The following is a 15,151-nucleotide window of genomic DNA, read 5'->3' as shown; positions in this document are numbered from 1 at the left end:
GACCCGCCGCGAGCGCAGCGAGCGGTGGGAGGCGACTGGACGCTAGTCGCCGAGGGGCCCGCCGCGAGCGCAGTGCGGCGGTACGGTGGCCGCATGGGACACGCCGACCGGCTCCGTGCGGCCGCGAACTGGGCCAATCTCACGACGCCGCTCGGCCTCGCCCTGGCTCGGATCGCCGGGTGCCGGATCCGCAGCGGTCCGCGGCGCCTGTACCTCGCTCTCGGGTATGGGCCCCGTTTGCCCCGCGCGGCGGCATTCACGGTCGGTAGCGTCGTCTTCTTCCGGCCGGTCGTCCCGGCCCCGGAGTCCCGTCCCGCGCTGCTGGGCCACGAGGCGGGGCACGCCGCGCAGTACGCCTGGTGCCTCGGGTTGCCGTTCCTGCCGCTCTACGGGCTCGCTGCGGCCTGGTCCTGGCTGCGGACCGGCGATCCCGCCTCGCGCAACCCGTTCGAGCGGGCCGCGGGCCTCGCCGCGGGCGGGTACACCGAGCGGCCCGTGCGCCGCCCCCGCGGGCGCCGCTGATCTGGCGTCCGGCGCGGAGGCGCGCCCGGGCCGCCACCCCATTCGAACATGCTTCTGGACCCCACTTCGAAGATGTGTTCTACTAATCGCGTGAGATGGGAAGCTCAGCGGGTCCGGCCGCAGGCCGGGCCGCCGGAGGCGGGGCGCTCCCCCAGCGCCCCGCCTCCGCACACCCCCGACGCCGGCACGCGCGGCCACGGCACCGAGCCTGGCAGTCCCCCTGCGGACGACCAGGTCCTTCCGGGCGTCCTCGCCGGCGCGGTCCGCACGGTCACGACCCCGGCCTTCGCGGGCATGGTGTTCCACGAGGTGCTGGCCAAGAGCGCCCTCAACAAGGTGCCCCCTGCATCCAACATGCCGTTCAGGTACACCGTGAACCCGTACCGCGGCTGCTCGCACGCGTGCGTGTACTGCTTCGCGCGCAAGACCCACACCTATTTGGACCTTGACGCGGGACGGGACTTCGACAGCCAGGTCGTGGTCAAGCTCAACGTGGCGGAGGTGCTCCACGCGGAACTCTCCCGGTCGTCCTGGCCGCGCGAACACGTGGCGCTGGGGACGAACACCGACCCCTACCAAAGGGCGGAGGGCCGCTACGGCCTCATGCCGGGAATCATCCGGGCCCTCGCCGGCTCCGGCACCCCGTTCTCGATCCTGACCAAGGGCACTCTCCTCGGCCGCGACGCCGCCCTGCTGGCCGGGGCGGCCCGCGACGTCCCCGTCGGGGTGGGCCTGTCGATCGCGATGGTCGACGACGCGCTCAGCGCCTCCCTAGAGCCGGGGACGCCATCTCCGACGGCCCGTCTGCGGCTGCTCGAACGGCTGGCCGCGGCCGGAATCGACTGCGGCGTCATGGCGATGCCGATCCTGCCCTGGCTCACCGACTCCCCGGAAGCCTTGGACACCCTGTTCAGCCGCCTTGCGGACGCCGGCGCCTCCACCGTCACGGCGGGCCCGCTGCACCTGCGCCCGGGCGCCCGTGAATGGTTCATGGCGTGGCTTGCCCGCGAGCGCCCCGGCCTCGTCGGGCGCTACCGGCGGCTCTACCGGGGCGGAACGCACGCGGACCCGGCGTACAGGGCCTGGCTTTCCGGCGAGGTCGCCGCGGCCCGGCGCCGCCACGGGCTCGCGGCCGGCGGCGGCGGATTCCGGCGCCCGTCGACGGGCACTTCGGAAGGACCGGGACCACAGCGGGTGGACCCGGTCGACGCCCGACCCGCCCAGCCCGCGCTGTTCTAGGCCCCCGCGCCGGCCGACCGCCCGGCCGCGCCCACGGACCGGTCGCGCAGGGCCTCCACGATGGGAAGATCGGCGGGGATCCACTCGAGGCCGAACAATTCGGGGGCCCCGATCTCCACCCACCGCAGCTGGTCGTGGTCCTGCAGGGGCGCCGGGACGCCGGTCAAGACGGCGGCCCACCACACGCGCATCGCGTTCCCGGCGGCCAACGGCCACCCGTCCGGGCCGGGCCCCTCGAGCTCGTCGCCCAACTCGACGCCGACCCCGAGCTCCTCGTGCAGCTCCCGCCGGAGGGCCTCGGCGCACTCCTCCCCGGGCTCGACCTTTCCGCCGGGGAACTCCCACAGTCCGGCCAATGCCTCGGGGCGCGTGCGCCGCGCGGCGAGCAGGCGGGTGGGCGCGGCCAACGAATCGACGATCGCCGCGCCGACGATCTGGCGGCGGGTCACGGGGCCGGATCCGCGGCGGGCGTTCCGGGGACCGCGTCCGCGTCGACCGAGCCGGCGCGGTACAGGTCCGGTTCGAGGTAGATGATCCGGGCGATGGGGACGGCCGAACGGATGCGCTGCTCCGTGTCGTTGATCGCCTGCGCGATCGCGGCGCCCGTTTCCGACGCCCCCACCGAGATCTTCGCGGCGACGAGCAGCTCCTCCGGGCCGACGTGCAGGGTCTTCAGGTGGATGATGCGGGTGCCGTCCGCCTGGATGGCCTCCTCGATGCTGCGCACGTTCTCCTTCGTCGCGGACTCGCCCAGCAGCAGCGACCGGGTCTCCAGGGCAAGCACGACGGCAATGCAGACGAGCAGCACGCCGATCATGGCGGTGCCCGCAGCGTCCCAGAGACCGTTGCCGGTCAGCAGGGTCAGCGAGACGCCGATCAGCGCGAAGATGAGCCCGAGGAGCGCCCCGAGGTCCTCGAGCAGGATGACCGGCAGTTCGGGGGACTTCGCGTGGCGGACGAATTCGGTCCAGGACTTGCCGTCGCGGATGCGGTTGGATTCGACGATGGCGGTCCGGAAGGAGAAGCTCTCGGCGATGATGGCGCCGATCAGGACGGCGAGCGGCACCCACCACCACTGGCCTTCGATCCCGTGCGGGTCCTGGGCCTTGTGGTACGCCTCGTACAGGGCGAACAGGCCGCCGACACTGAAGAGCACGATCGAGACGATGAACGAGTAGATGTACCGTTCACGGCCGTACCCGAAGGGGTGCATCGGGCTTGCCTGCTTCTTGGCGGCCTTGCCGCCGACGAGCAGCAGGACCTGGTTCCCCGAGTCCGCGACCGAGTGGATGGCCTCGGCCAGCATCGACGACGACTGCGTGACGATCCACGCGACGAACTTAAACAGGGCAATCGTGAGGTTGGCCACCAGGGCCGCGACGACCGCCTTGGTACCGCCGGATGCCGCCATGTGGATACCGCCTTCGTTCGGGTGCCGTGGGCACGCTGACCGGTGCGATCCCACGCTACAACGACTGCGGCCCCGGCCCCAGCCGGACCGGGGGCGCCGCCGCTACCCTTCCGCAGCGGCGCGGCGCTGCGCCCTGGCGGACGCGTAGAGGCACACCGTGGCGGCGGTGCCGACATTGAGGGACTCCGCGACGCCGTAGAGCGGTACGGCCACCCGGTGGTCGGCGGCGGCCAGCTCCTCGTCCGACAGCCCCTGGGCCTCGTTGCCGAACAGCCAGGCCGTCGGCGCCTCCAGGGCCGGCCCGCCGCCGGCACCGCCGTCGCCCCCGGGGCCGGCCGCGCCGCCGAGCCGGCGCGCCGCGCTGGCGTCCTGGAGCTCGTCGAGGTCGCGGTCGCCGTAGCCGTCCGCGGCCAGGACCGAGACGCCGGCACCGCGCAGGCCCGCGCTCAGCTCCCCGAGGCCGACGCCGACCGCCAGCGGCAGGTGGAACAGGGACCCGGCGGTGGACCGCACCGCCTTGGGATTGTGCAGGTCGACGCTGCCCGCCGTGGCGATGACGGCGTCGGCCCCGGCCGCGTCGGCGGCGCGCAGGATCGTCCCCGCGTTGCCGGGGTCCTGCACCCGGCACAACACGGCCAGAAGGCGCGGCCGCGCCGCGAGGATGGAATCCAGCGGCTCCGTGACGACCCGGCAGACGGCGACTATGCCCTGCGGGGTGACCGTATCGCTCAAAGCGGCGAGCACCTCGTCGGTCGCCTGCCGCAACGGGATCCGGTCGGCGGGGTCAGCGAAGTCCGGATGGCGCCGCAGTGCCTCGGGGCTCGCGAAGACTTCCACGACGCGCCCCGGCCGGCCGGCGGCGATCTCGGTCCGGTGGGCGCGGAGCGCCTCCCTCACGGCCTGCGGCCCCTCCGCCAGGAACGTGCCCTGGCGTTCCCGGCCCGCGCGCGTGGCCAGACGCGCGACATTGCGGACGCGGTCTGCCCGCGGGTTGGCCATGGGAGGTCCGTGGAACGGGGCGGTGGTCATGGGTACCAGCCTACTGTCCGGCGAGCCGTGGCCCCGGTTAAAGGGACCAGGGGCGGAACCCGTGCGGGTTCCGCCCCTGACAGGCGTGGGAGCAGCGGAACTAGGCGTTCTTGATCTGCTGGCGGGCCTCGCCGCCGGCGGGCTCGAAGCCCGCGGCCTTGGCCGACTCGACCGTGTCGAACCAGTACTCCGGCGTGGTCTGCTCGTACCAGGTGGAGCCCGGGACGTGGTACTTCTTCGACTGGTTGCCCTTGATGGAGTAGCCCTCCGGGGCAGCCTCGCCGTCGACGGCCTTGACGGCGCCGGACAGCTCGGCCTTGGCCTCGCCGGAGGCGGGGGCCGCGGCGGCAGGGGCGGACTTCGGCGCGGCGGCGGCAGCGGCCGGCTTGGCGGCGGCGGGGGCGTTGACGTCGGCGGGCAGGGCGCCCTGGGCGACGGAAACCAGCGCGGCGAAGGCCGTGGCGTCGCTGACGGCCAGCTCGGCGAGCATGCGGCGGTCAACCTCGACGCCGGCGGCCTTGAGGCCCTGGATGAGGCGGTTGTAGGTCAGGCCGTTGGCCCGGGCCGCGGCGTTGATGCGCTGGATCCACAGGCGGCGGAAGTCGCCCTTGCGCTTGCGGCGGTCGCCGTAGCTGTAGACGAACGAGTGGAGCAGCTGCTCCTTGGCCTTGCGGTACAGGCGCGAACGCTGGCCGCGGTAACCGGAGGCCCGCTCGAGGACGACCCGGCGCTTCTTGTGGGCGTTAACTGCCCGCTTCACACGTGCCACGTGTGTACTCCTTTAAATCTGCCCGGGGGCCCGCGCGGCGGGTCCGGGGCTGGTGTCTTGGTGGGGTGGGGAACCGACGGGGCCTAGAGGCCCAGCATCCGCTTGATCGTCTTCGTGTCGGCCTTGGACACGATGCGGTCGGCGGCCAGACGACGGGTCAGGGTCGTCGGCTTGTGCTCCAGGTAGTGGCGGCGGTTCGCCTGCTGGCGCTTGAGCTTGCCGGAACCGGTGAGCTTGAAGCGCTTCTTGGCCCCGCTGTGGGTCTTGAACTTCGGCATGTCCGCCGTTCTCCTTACGTGCTCCCGCGCCCTCAGGGGGCCGGGGATCGGTCGGGCCTCCCGGTTCCGGGAGCCCGTGGTGGGTGGGTCGGTGCCCTGTTCGGGCACGCGCCGGGCGTCGCTAGGCGGACGGCCCCGGCTTCCGCGGCCCTGGCTTCGGGGCCCCGGGCTTCGGGCCCGGCTTGACGGCACCCGGGGTGGGCGCCGGCTTGGCCGCGCCCGGGGCGGGCGTCGGCTTGGCGGCCGGCTTCGGCGCCGGTGCGGGACGGCCCGCCGGCTTCGCCGCCGCGGGCTTGGCCGCCGCGGGCTTGGCCGGAGCCTGTTCCACGGGCGCCTGCGCCTCGGCGGGAGCCTCAGCCTGGGGCTGCTCCTCGGCGGGAGCCTCGACCTGGGCCCGCTCCTCGGCGGGAGCCTCGGCCTGAGGCTCGGACGCGGCCGTCTCGGCGGGAGCTTCCTGGGCCGCCGACGCGCGCTCGGCGGCCTCGGCCGCCTCCTGCGCCTGGGCCAGCTTGGCCTGGGCCTCCGGGGAGAGTCCCTCCGCCATGGACTGCGTCATCTCCGGCTGGTCGCCGGAGGTGTCGACGCGCTCCTTGGCGGCCGCAGACTTGGCGCGGTCGTTCTCGCGCTGCGCCTGGCGGCGGGCCTCGGCCTTGGCCTCGGCCTTGTTCTTCAACGGGCCGACGACCATGACCATGTTGCGTCCGTCGATGCGCGGCGTCGATTCGATGAGCCCGACCTCGGCGACATCCTCCGCGAACTTGTTCAGCAGGCGGATGCCCATCTCCGGGCGCTGCTGTTCGCGGCCGCGGAACTGGATCATCGCCTTGACCTTGTCGCCCGCCGCCAGGAAGCGCAGGGCGTGGCCCTTCTTCGTCTCGTAATCGTGCTTGTCGATCTTGAGGCGGAAGCGGATTTCCTTCAGAACCGTGTTCGTCTGGTTCTTCCGGGCCTCGCGCGCCTTCACGGCGGCTTCGTACTTGAACTTGCCGAAGTCCATCAACTTGCACACGGGAGGCTTTGCCGTCGGCGCAACCTCCACGAGATCGAGGTCGGACTCCGTGGCCAGACGCAACGCGTCCTCGATGCGCACAATGCCCACCTGTTCGCCGTTGGGTCCGACCAGCCGCACCTCGGGGACGCGGATTCGCTCGTTAATGCGTGGATCGCTGATGTGTCACTCCTGCTGTCGTCGGTGTCGAAGCCTCCACATACGGGGAAGGCCCCCGGCTGCGGAGCAGGCGGAGGCCTCGAGGATTCGGCGGACGGCGTACCATCCGGCACGGATGGGCATCCGTGCCACCGAACGACCCGGCGGCCTGAGCGGCCACTGCGGGTGGGAGAAGGCCTCCACTTGCGCCCCGGTTCCCTGCGCGTGGTGCCGGGAATCACTTCCCACGGGGCACCACCGGATGCGGGAAACCGGTCGGTCTGTGGAAAGCTTAGCATCATGAGCACTGCCGAACCGAATCCGGACACCACCCCCGCCGACCACGCGCGCGACATCGCCGAGGTCCCCGCCGTCGAGATCATCACGACGGCGGCCGTCCACCTGATGAGCGCCGCCGCCGTCAAGTGCGGCCTCGCGGAGGGCCAGAACGCCGAGGAACTCAAGGACCTCGACGAGGCCCGCAAGCTGATCACGGCCCTCGCGGGCCTCGTGACCGCCGGGGCCCCCGAAATCGGCAGCCAGCACGCCGCGCCGCTGCGCGACGGCCTGCGGTCGCTGCAGCTGGCCTTCCGCGAGGCCTCGCTGCTGCCCGACGCGCCCGGCCAGGGGCCGGGCGAGAAGTTCACCGGACCGGTGAACTAGGCGCCGCGGGCGGTTCCCGCCCCGGACCCACCAGGGCCGCCCGGCACCGGGCGGCCCTTTCGCGTTCGCCGGGCCACGCGGCGCCGCCGGCACCGGCCGCGCACGCGGGTCAGGCCGCGGCCAGGCCGATGTCCAGCGAATCGACGGCCTCGGCGAAGGCCCGGTCCGCCGACAGTCCGCGCTGCAGCCGGCCGACCGCGGCACGCGCGGCGTCGGGCGCCGTTCCCGGCCTGAACGCGACCTCCAGGCGCAACTCGGGCCCGGCGCCCCCTCCGGCCAGCACGAGTCCGTCCGCGGTGCGGGAGGCCACTCCGCGGCCGGGGCCGGCGGTGACCCTGGCAATGTCCGGCTCCGCGTCGGCGAGCCGCTGGATCAGCCCGAGGTGCGACGGGTCCTTGTAGGACGGCACCCAGGCGCGCTGCTGGGCCAGCGCCCAGACCGCGGGGCGGCGCAGGACGAAGATCGTCTCCGCGCTCGGGTCCACGACCAGCAGCTGCGCCCCCTCCGACACCGCGGACAGCGCGGCGCGGGGGGCGTAGACGGCGACCGGGCGCGCCTCCGGGTGCCAGCCGCGCAGCCGCTCCGCCGTGGTGAAGACGGGCAGGGCGGGGCGGCCGTCCGGGGCCTTGATCGTCACGAGCGCCATGTCCGCCTCCTTGTCCTCGGCGAAGCCGTGCTCCCCCAGGCCGCCCTCGGCGAGCGTGGCGACCACGGGAACGAAGACCCTCGCCTCCGCCAGGGCAGCGTGCACGTCCTCCTCGGACCCGTTCCCGGAACGGAGAGCCGCGATGGCGGCCTCGTAGGCGGGGTGGGCGGCGCCGTCGTCGCCGTCGAAGCGGTGCAGCGGGTTGCCCTCCCCGGCGAGGTCCCGCCCCTGCCACGCCTGTCCGGCGGAGTCCGCGGCCGACCCGGCCCGCTCGAGTGCGGCGGCGATGTGCCCCGGCAGGTGGCGCCGGCCGTGGGGGCCGGACCCGTCTCCCTCAGCCATGGGCCCGCGACCCGTTAGCGCCGACCGGCGACGTCGAGGGCCTCCGGCAGGGTGAACCGCCCGGCGTACAGGGCCTTGCCGACGATGGCGCCCTCGACGCCGAGGGGCACGAGCTGGCGCAGCGCGCGCAGGTCGTCCAGGCTCGAGATGCCCCCGGAGGCGACGACCGGCTTGTCCGTCCGCTCGCACATCTGGCGCAGGAGCTCCGTGTTCGGCCCGCTCAAGGTGCCGTCCTTCGTCACGTCCGTGACGACGTAGCGGGCGCAGCCGGCGTCCTCGAGCCGGGCCAGGACCTCCCAGAGGTCGCCGCCCTCCTGCGTCCAGCCGCGGGCGGCCAGCGTCGTGCCGCGCACGTCGAGGCCGACCGCGATCGCGTCGCCGTGGCGCTCGATGGCCCGGGCCGTCCACTCCGGGTTCTCCAGGGCCGCGGTGCCCAGGTTCACGCGGGCCGCGCCGAACTCCAGGGCGCGCTCGAGCGACGCGTCGTCGCGGATCCCGCCGGAGAGCTCGACGCGGATGGAGAGCTCGTCGGAGACGCGGCGGAGGACCTCCGTGTTCTGGCCCCGGCCGAACGCAGCATCGAGGTCCACGAGGTGCACCCACTCGGCCCCGGCCTCCTGCCACGCCAGGGCGGCCTCGAGCGGGTCGCCGTAGCCGGTCTCGCTGCCGGCCTCGCCCTGGACCAGGCGCACGGCCTGTCCGTCGGCGACGTCGACGGCGGGGAGCAGTTCGAGCACGGGGGTATCTTCGGTGGCCATGGGCGCCCTTTCGCGTTCGGGTCTTCGGTGGTGGTCAGAGGGTCAGGACGTATGCGGCCAACAGGGCCAGGCCCGCCAGGACCCAGCAGGCGATAGTCCAGGAGCGGTGGGCCTTCTGCTGGCGCAGCGAGATGGCGCCGCCGGCGAGCAGCCCCGCCAGGGCCATCAGCAGGATGCTGTACATCAGAGGGTGCCGAGCCAGTTGCGCAGCAGCGCGGCGCCGGCGTCGCCGGACTTCTCGGGGTGGAACTGCACGGCGCTGAGGGGGCCGTTCTCGACGGCGGCGATGAAGCGCGCCCCGTGCCGGGCCCAGGTGACCGCCGGCGGGCGCATCTTCGGCTGGCCGACCTCGAAGTCCCAGCGCTGGACGGCGTAGGAGTGGACGAAGTAGAAACGCTCGTCCCGGATGCCCTCGAAGAGGCGGCTGTCCTCGGGGGCCTCGACCGTGTTCCAACCCATGTGCGGGACCACGGGGGCGTCGAGCAGCTCAACGCTGCCCGGCCACTCCCCCAGGCCCTGGGTCCGGACTCCGTGCTCGACGCCCTCCTCGAACATGACCTGGTGGCCGACGCAGATGCCCAACACCGGGCGACCGCCCGCGATCCGCCGGCCGATGTGCCGGACCGCGCCGGAGTCCCTCAGTGCCTCCATGACCGCGGCGAAGGCGCCCACGCCCGGGACGACGAGTCCGTCCGCGCCCGCGACGGCGGCGGGGTCGGCGCTGAGCGTGACGTCGGCGCCGACGCGCTCGAGCGCCCGGACCGCCGACCGGACGTTCCCGGACCCGTAGTCGAGGACGGTGACCTTCCGCCCGGCCACCTAGAGCGCGCCCTTCGTGGACGGGATCGCCCCGCCGGTGCGCGGATCCGGTTCGACGGCCTCCCGGAGCGCCCGGGCGAAGGCCTTGAACTGCGCCTCGACGATGTGGTGCGGATCGCGGCCGGACACGACCTGCATGTGCAGGCAAATCTGCGCGTGCAGGGTCAGGGCCTCGAACACGTGGCGCGTCAGCGACCCGGTGAAGTGGCCGCCGATCAAGTGGTACTCCTGGCCCGCGGGCTCGCCGCCGTGGACGAGGTAGGGCCGGCCGGAGATGTCGACGACGGCGCTGGCCAGGGCCTCGTCCAGCGGCACGGCCGCCTGGCCGAACCGGCGGATCCCCGCCTTGTTGCCGAGCGCGGTCCGCAGCGCCTCGCCCAGCGCGATCGCGACGTCCTCCACCGTGTGGTGGACGTCGATGTTGGTGTCGCCGGAGGCCCGGACGGTCAGGTCGATCAGGGAGTGCTTGGACAGCGCCGTGAGCATGTGGTCGTAGAACGGCACGGTGGTGCCGATCTCCGAGGTGCCGGTGCCGTCCAGGTCCAGCTCGACGTAGACGCTCGACTCGCTTGTGACCCGCTCCATGCGGGCCCGGCGGCCGCTGATCAGTTCTGCAGGCATTGCTTCCTTTGGGTTTCGGGGCCCGTGCGGGCCCCACCAGTCTACCGGCGGGCCCGGTCCGCGCCGAGCAGCTCCCCGAGGCCCTCGAGAAACGCCGAGGTCTCCGCCTCGGTCCCCGCGGTGACCCGCAGGTGTCCGTGGATGCCGACGTCGCGGACGATGACGCCGCGCTCGAGCAGCCCCTGCCAGATGGCCTGCGGGTTCTCGAGGCCGCCGAAGAAGACGAAGTTCGAGTCGCTCTCGGCGGGCTCGAGTCCGAGGCGCTTGAGCTCGTCGACAATGCGGTCGCGCTGCATCTTGATGTCCTCGACGTTCGCCAGGAGCGCGTCGACGTGGCGCAGGGCCGCGTTGGCCGTGGCCTGCGTGACCGCGGAGAGGTGGTACGGCAGCCGGACCAGCCGCAGGGCGTCGGCGATCTCCGGCGCGGCGGCGAGGTAGCCCAGGCGCGCGCCGGCGAGTGCGAATGCCTTGCTCATGGTGCGCGACACGACGAGCCGCTCGCGCCCGGGCAGCAGGGTCAGGGCCGACGGCGTGCCGTTCTTGGCGAACTCCGCGTAGGCCTCGTCGACCACGACGACCGCGTTGCTCGCCTCCCCGGCGGCGTAGACGGCGTCCACGACATCGAGGCCGAGTGCCGTGCCCGTGGGGTTGTTCGGGGAGCAGAGGAAGACGACGTTCGGCGCGTGTTCTGCCACCTGGGCCGCCGCGTCGGATGCGCTGAGGCCGAAGTCCCCGGCCCGCCGCCCGGCGATGTACCGGGTGTCGGTTCCGCTGGCCAGCAGCGGGTACATGGAGTACGTCGGGGGGAACGAGAGCAGGCTGCGCCCCGGGCCCCCGAAGGCCTGGAGGATCTGCTGGAGCACCTCGTTGGAGCCGTTGGCCGCCCAGATGTTCGCTGGGCCCAGGCCGTGGCCGAGATAGTCGGCGAGCCGCTGCCGGAGTTCGCTGAACTCGCGGTCCGGATACCGGTTGAGGCCGCCGGCCGCGAGCTCGACCTCCTCCGCAATGGCCCTGCGGACCTGGGGCGGAAGCGGGTGCGTGTTCTCGTTGACGTTCAGCTGGATCGGCACGTCCAGCTGCGGGGCGCCGTAGGGCTCCAGCCCCCGCAGGTTGTCGCGGAGGGGGAGACGGGAGAGACGTTCTAGCTGCTCACTCACCGCTCGATTCTAGGCACCGGCGCCGTCTGGCCCCGAATCCGGACGCGCCTTGGCGGCGGGCCCGGGTAACATTCGCGGGCGCCGCCGGTCAGGATCCGACGGGGACCAGCAGCTCCTGGCCGGGGACGAGGGCGGAGCCGCTCAGGTTGTTGAGTTCGGCGATCTCGGCGATGACGGCGCGCGGCTCGCGCTCCGGCGCCACCTCCGCGGCGATCGACCACAGCGAATCGCCCTCGGCGACAGGAACGGTGGTCGCCTGGACGGGCGCCGGCGCCCCCGAGCCTGCGACGACGGGAGCCGTGAAGGCGCCGAGCACGAGCATCAGGGCGGCGGCCCCGAGCATGACGGGTAGGCCGATGAGCAGGAGCCGGCCGCGCCGGGTCAGGCGCAGCGGTCCAGGGGCGGCGGGCAGTGGCGTGCGAACGGAGTGCATCCCCAGGGAGACAGGGGCCGCGATGGCGATCTGTGCCATGGTCTTGCCTTTCCGATTGGCGCCGGCCGGGCCGGCGGTCCTGCTGTTCGAAACATTCGAAATCAGGGCTTCGAACATCTTTTCGAAAACTGCTGGGTTCAGTTGTAGCACCGATGCTCGATGGATGTCGAGACACGTTCGAATAAACCTTTGAATCGCCTCTTGGGCTGGGATAGCGTGGGAGCAACGGTCCATGGGCGACACCCCACCAGCGGCCACCGACAAGTTGGGGCCGGCCGGGCAGGCCGGCGGAGAGAACGGCGGACGGCATGAGCACACCCGGAACCCCCACGCGGAAGGGCGCCCCGAAGAGCCTGACGCTGCGCCAACGCAAGATCCTCGAGACCATCCAGCGCTCGGTGGCGGCCAACGGGTACCCGCCGTCGATGCGTGAGATCGGGGACATGGTGGGGCTCGCCAGCCTGTCGAGCGTGACGCACCAGCTGGGCCAGCTCGAGAAGCTCGGCTACATCCGCCGCGACCCCCGGCGCCCGCGCGCGCTGGAGATCCTCCTGCCCCTCACCCTGAACGCCCCGGGCGCGGAGGACGCCCCGGAACAGGGCGGCGACGTGTCGGCCCTGAACGGGATGCACGTCTCCGAGATCGCCTCCGCCTCCGACTCGGCCATGGTGCCCCTCGTGGGCCGCATCGCGGCCGGCGGCCCGATCCTGGCGGACCAAAGCGTCGAGGACGTCGTCGCACTCCCCCGCCAGCTGGTGGGCCACGGCGAGCTGTTCATGCTGAAGGTCAGCGGCGACTCCATGGTGGACGCTGCGATCTGCGACGGCGACTGGGTCGTCGTGCGCCGGCAGAGCACGGCGGAGAACGGAGACATCGTCGCCGCACTGCTCGACGACGAGGCCACCGTCAAGACGTTCCGGCAGCGGGACGGGCACACCTGGCTGCTTCCCCAGAACCGGCAGTACGAACCCATCCTCGGCGACCACGCGACGGTCATGGGCAAGGTCGTGTCGGTCCTGCGCTCCCTGTAGCGCGCCAGGCGCCCGGAGCCGCAGCGAAGCCCCGCGAAGAGAAGCGGTGCTTGCGGAGAAAGTTACCCGCCAGTAGCGTATGGTGCGGACCACATCCGGAACCCCAGGAGCAGCCCGTGCCCGCCCACACCGCATTCGCCTTCGACCGCTTCGCCGACCTGACCGCGCTGGCGCCCGACGAGGCTGTCACCCGCACCACGGTGGAGGACCGGCCCCTCGCCTCCGGACGGCGCCTGGCCCTGCTGACGCTGGACAACGGCCTGGGTCCGCGCCGGCCCGCCACGCTCGGCCCGCGCACGCTCGTCGAGCTCGGCCGTGAACTGGCGGCCCAGGCCGAACGCGCCGCCGCCGGGGAGATCGACGCCCTGGCCGTGGTCGGCGTCGACGGCGTCTTCGTCGCCGGCGCGGACCTGTCGATCGTCCAGGGCCTGCGGGGAGCGGAACACGGGCGGAGGATGGCCGAGCTGGGCCACGCGGCGTACGACCTGCTCGCGGACCTCGGAGTCCCCACTTTCGCCTTCGTGAACGGAACGGCCCTCGGGGGCGGCCTGGAGCTCGCCCTGGCCTGCACGTACCGCACGGTCAGCGGCTCCGCGCGGGGCCTCGGCCTGCCGGAGGCCCATCTCGGCCTGGTCCCCGGCTGGGGCGGCGTCTACCGGCTCCCGCGCCTGGTGGGCCCCGAAGCGGCGGTGGCCGTGATGCTGGAGAACGCGCTCAACAACAACCGCACCCTCGATGGCGCCGCCGCCCACCAGCTCGGCATGGCGGACGCCCTGATGGACGCAGAGGGGTTCCTGGACGCGTCGCTGGCCTGGGCCGACCGGGTCCTGGGCGGGGACGCCGCCGTCGCCCGCCCCCACGCGGTGGATCCGGGCGACCCCGCGGTCGCCGCCCGCTGGGAGCGTGCCGCGGCCGACGCCCGGTCGCTCGCCGAGGCGAAGGCCGGCCCGGCCGCCCCCGCACCGCACCGGCTCGCGACGCTGTTCGCCGCGGCGGCGACCGCGACCCCAGCGGAATCCGCGGACCAGCAGTGCGACGCACTGGACGAGCTCATCGCGTCCGACCAGTTCCGCGACTCCGTCTACGCGCTGCTGGAACTGCTGCAGAAACGGGCCAAGCGCCCGGCCGGCGTGCCGGACTCCCCTCCGCTTCCGGTCACGAGGATCGGGATCGTCGGCGCCGGGCTGATGGCCACCCAGTTCGCCCTGCTCTTCGCCCGCCGGCTGGACGTGCCCGTGGTGATCACGGACCTCGACAGCGGGCGGGTCGAGGCCGGCCTGTCCCGCATCCGCGGGGAGGCCGAACGACTGGCGGCGAAGGGCCGCCTGTCCCAGGACGAGGCCACGCGCGTCGCCGGGCTGGTGACGGGGACGACCGACCTGGCCGATTTCGCGGGGTGCGACTGGGTCATCGAGGCCGTGTTCGAGGACCTCGGGGCCAAGCGCCGGGTGTTCGCGGACGTCGAGCGGCACGTCTCCCCCGACTGCGTGCTGGCGACCAACACGTCCTCGCTCTCGGTCGCGGCGATGGCGGAGGGCCTGGCCCACCCCGAACGGCTCGTCGGGTTCCACTTCTTCAACCCCGTGGCCGTGATGCCGCTCGTCGAGATCGTCCGGACCACGGCGACACGGGACTCGGCCGTCGCCACGGCCTTCGCGACGGCTGCGCGGCTCGGCAAGACCGCGGTCCTGGTCCGGGACGCGCCGGCCTTCGTCGTGAACCGGGTCCTGCTGAGGCTCCTGTCCGAGGTCGTGGCCGCCTTCGACGCCGGCACGCCCGCCGAGGTGGCCGACTCCGCCCTGCGCCCGATGGGCCTGCCGATGAGCCCGTTCACGTTGCTCGCCATGGTCGGTCTGCCCGTCGCGCAGCACGTCCAGGGGTCCCTGCACGCCGCCTTCGGCGACCGCTACCCCGTCTCCGCGAACCTGCAGGCCCTGGTCGACCACGGCGTCGGGCAGCTGTGGGAGGACGACGGCGGGGGCCGAGCCATCCCGCGGTCGACCCTGGACCTGATGCGGTTCGGGTCCTCCCCGGTCTCCGCGGACGCGCTGCTGCGGCGCACCCAGGATGCCTTGGCGGAGGAGATCGGCCTACTCCTGGCGGACGGGGTCGTGGCCGCGCCGCAGGACGTGGACCTGTGCATGATCCTCGGCGCCGGCTGGCCGCTGCACCTCGGCGGCATCACCCCGTACCTGGACCGCACCGGAGCCTCCGAACGCGTCCTCGGCCACCAATTCCACGCAGCGGCACGGGTCTAGGCGAGCAGAAGCACGCGGCGGCATCCTA

Annotated in this window: 18 protein-coding genes; 5 read left to right on the top strand and 13 right to left on the bottom strand. The window is 73.2% G+C overall.

Going from position 1 to position 15,151, the window contains the following annotated elements; translation table 11 throughout:
* Positions 1-93 precede the first annotated feature (93 nt).
* Positions 94-522, top strand: coding sequence for an eCIS core domain-containing protein (locus AC1Q5D_RS02720; protein WP_481737026.1), 429 nt, complete (start codon positions 94-96; stop codon positions 520-522).
* A gap of 90 nt (positions 523-612) precedes the next feature.
* Positions 613-1,761: an Rv2578c family radical SAM protein gene (locus AC1Q5D_RS02715; protein ID WP_481737025.1), complete on the top strand. Its 1,149-nt coding sequence runs from the start codon at positions 613-615 to the stop codon at positions 1,759-1,761.
* On the opposite strand, the gene AC1Q5D_RS02710 is transcribed toward AC1Q5D_RS02715, so the two are convergent.
* From AC1Q5D_RS02710 to infC, 6 genes are all read right to left on the bottom strand, one after another.
* A complete protein-coding gene (locus AC1Q5D_RS02710) occupies positions 1,758-2,210 on the bottom strand; it encodes a (deoxy)nucleoside triphosphate pyrophosphohydrolase (protein ID WP_481737024.1) in 453 nt (150 codons plus the stop codon). The genes AC1Q5D_RS02715 and AC1Q5D_RS02710 overlap by 4 nt on opposite strands.
* Complete coding sequence (locus tag AC1Q5D_RS02705) at positions 2,207-3,172, bottom strand: cation diffusion facilitator family transporter (protein ID WP_481737023.1); 966 nt, start codon at positions 3,170-3,172, stop codon at positions 2,207-2,209. Before AC1Q5D_RS02705 ends, AC1Q5D_RS02710 begins: the two co-directional genes overlap by 4 nt.
* 102 nt (positions 3,173-3,274) lie before the next feature.
* The gene (locus tag AC1Q5D_RS02700; RefSeq protein WP_481737022.1) at positions 3,275-4,201 is read right to left on the bottom strand and encodes a TrmH family RNA methyltransferase; all 927 of its coding nucleotides are present in this window, start codon (positions 4,199-4,201) and stop codon (positions 3,275-3,277) included.
* A 100-nt stretch (positions 4,202-4,301) separates the two neighbouring features.
* Entirely contained in the window at positions 4,302-4,970 is a 669-nt protein-coding gene (gene rplT, locus AC1Q5D_RS02695) for a 50S ribosomal protein L20, sunset domain variant (RefSeq protein ID WP_481737021.1), read from the bottom strand.
* Positions 4,971-5,053: 83 nt separating this feature from the next.
* A complete protein-coding gene (rpmI, locus tag AC1Q5D_RS02690) occupies positions 5,054-5,248 on the bottom strand; it encodes a 50S ribosomal protein L35 (RefSeq protein ID WP_481737020.1) in 195 nt (64 codons plus the stop codon).
* Positions 5,249-5,369: 121 nt separating this feature from the next.
* On the bottom strand, positions 5,370-6,377 hold the full coding sequence (gene infC, locus AC1Q5D_RS02685; RefSeq protein ID WP_481737019.1) for a translation initiation factor IF-3: 1,008 nt from the start codon (positions 6,375-6,377) through the stop codon (positions 5,370-5,372).
* 318 nt (positions 6,378-6,695) lie between these two features.
* Here infC and AC1Q5D_RS02680 point away from each other — a divergent pair, with 318 nt between their 5' ends.
* Positions 6,696-7,058 carry a DUF1844 domain-containing protein gene (locus AC1Q5D_RS02680; protein WP_481737018.1) on the top strand — a complete coding sequence of 121 codons (363 nt, stop codon included), beginning with the start codon at positions 6,696-6,698 and terminating at the stop codon, positions 7,056-7,058.
* A 109-nt stretch (positions 7,059-7,167) separates the two neighbouring features.
* Here the strand turns inward: AC1Q5D_RS02680 and AC1Q5D_RS02675 are convergent, their stop codons facing one another.
* From AC1Q5D_RS02675 to AC1Q5D_RS02645, 7 genes are all read right to left on the bottom strand, one after another.
* Positions 7,168-8,046, bottom strand: a complete 879-nt coding sequence (locus AC1Q5D_RS02675) for an SseB family protein (RefSeq protein ID WP_481737017.1) — start codon at positions 8,044-8,046, stop codon at positions 7,168-7,170.
* A gap of 14 nt (positions 8,047-8,060) precedes the next feature.
* Positions 8,061-8,804: a bifunctional 1-(5-phosphoribosyl)-5-((5-phosphoribosylamino)methylideneamino)imidazole-4-carboxamide isomerase/phosphoribosylanthranilate isomerase PriA gene (priA, locus tag AC1Q5D_RS02670; RefSeq protein ID WP_481737016.1), complete on the bottom strand. Its 744-nt coding sequence runs from the start codon at positions 8,802-8,804 to the stop codon at positions 8,061-8,063.
* Positions 8,805-8,838: 34 nt separating this feature from the next.
* Positions 8,839-8,988: a hypothetical protein gene (locus tag AC1Q5D_RS02665; RefSeq protein WP_481737015.1), complete on the bottom strand. Its 150-nt coding sequence runs from the start codon at positions 8,986-8,988 to the stop codon at positions 8,839-8,841.
* Entirely contained in the window at positions 8,988-9,623 is a 636-nt protein-coding gene (gene hisH / locus AC1Q5D_RS02660) for an imidazole glycerol phosphate synthase subunit HisH (RefSeq protein ID WP_481737014.1), read from the bottom strand. The genes AC1Q5D_RS02665 and hisH overlap by 1 nt, the downstream gene beginning before the upstream one ends.
* Positions 9,624-10,244: an imidazoleglycerol-phosphate dehydratase HisB gene (gene hisB / locus AC1Q5D_RS02655; protein ID WP_481737013.1), complete on the bottom strand. Its 621-nt coding sequence runs from the start codon at positions 10,242-10,244 to the stop codon at positions 9,624-9,626. It abuts the gene before it with no gap.
* 41 nt (positions 10,245-10,285) lie between these two features.
* The gene (locus AC1Q5D_RS02650) at positions 10,286-11,401 is read right to left on the bottom strand and encodes a histidinol-phosphate transaminase (RefSeq protein WP_481737012.1); all 1,116 of its coding nucleotides are present in this window, start codon (positions 11,399-11,401) and stop codon (positions 10,286-10,288) included.
* Between the two features lie 88 nt (positions 11,402-11,489).
* On the bottom strand, positions 11,490-11,873 hold the full coding sequence (locus AC1Q5D_RS02645; RefSeq protein WP_481737011.1) for a LysM peptidoglycan-binding domain-containing protein: 384 nt from the start codon (positions 11,871-11,873) through the stop codon (positions 11,490-11,492).
* 269 nt (positions 11,874-12,142) lie between these two features.
* On the opposite strand from AC1Q5D_RS02645, the gene lexA reads away from it, so the two are divergent.
* Positions 12,143-12,865 carry a transcriptional repressor LexA gene (gene lexA, locus AC1Q5D_RS02640; protein WP_481737010.1) on the top strand — a complete coding sequence of 241 codons (723 nt, stop codon included), beginning with the start codon at positions 12,143-12,145 and terminating at the stop codon, positions 12,863-12,865.
* 116 nt (positions 12,866-12,981) lie between these two features.
* Entirely contained in the window at positions 12,982-15,123 is a 2,142-nt protein-coding gene (locus AC1Q5D_RS02635) for a 3-hydroxyacyl-CoA dehydrogenase NAD-binding domain-containing protein (RefSeq protein WP_481737009.1), read from the top strand.
* The last annotated feature ends 28 nt before the right edge of the window (positions 15,124-15,151 follow it).

This window comes from Arthrobacter paludis (genome assembly GCF_056782315.1).
This window is presented reverse-complemented; position numbering and strand designations above follow the sequence as displayed.

Excerpts from the sequence above, each read along its gene's own strand:
- AC1Q5D_RS02645 (WP_481737011.1), bottom strand. The coding sequence starts at position 11,873 with ATGGCACAGATCGCCATCGCGGCCCCTGTCTCCCTGGGGATGCACTCC.
- lexA (WP_481737010.1), top strand. The coding sequence starts at position 12,143 with ATGAGCACACCCGGAACCCCCACGCGGAAGGGCGCCCCGAAGAGCCTG.
- hisB (WP_481737013.1), bottom strand. The coding sequence starts at position 10,244 with ATGCCTGCAGAACTGATCAGCGGCCGCCGGGCCCGCATGGAGCGGGTC.
- priA (WP_481737016.1), bottom strand. The coding sequence starts at position 8,804 with ATGGCCACCGAAGATACCCCCGTGCTCGAACTGCTCCCCGCCGTCGAC.
- AC1Q5D_RS02675 (WP_481737017.1), bottom strand. The coding sequence starts at position 8,046 with ATGGCTGAGGGAGACGGGTCCGGCCCCCACGGCCGGCGCCACCTGCCG.
- AC1Q5D_RS02720 (WP_481737026.1), top strand. The coding sequence starts at position 94 with ATGGGACACGCCGACCGGCTCCGTGCGGCCGCGAACTGGGCCAATCTC.
- AC1Q5D_RS02680 (WP_481737018.1), top strand. The coding sequence starts at position 6,696 with ATGAGCACTGCCGAACCGAATCCGGACACCACCCCCGCCGACCACGCG.
- rpmI (WP_481737020.1), bottom strand. The coding sequence starts at position 5,248 with ATGCCGAAGTTCAAGACCCACAGCGGGGCCAAGAAGCGCTTCAAGCTC.
- AC1Q5D_RS02665 (WP_481737015.1), bottom strand. The coding sequence starts at position 8,988 with ATGTACAGCATCCTGCTGATGGCCCTGGCGGGGCTGCTCGCCGGCGGC.
- AC1Q5D_RS02700 (WP_481737022.1), bottom strand. The coding sequence starts at position 4,201 with ATGACCACCGCCCCGTTCCACGGACCTCCCATGGCCAACCCGCGGGCA.
- AC1Q5D_RS02705 (WP_481737023.1), bottom strand. The coding sequence starts at position 3,172 with ATGGCGGCATCCGGCGGTACCAAGGCGGTCGTCGCGGCCCTGGTGGCC.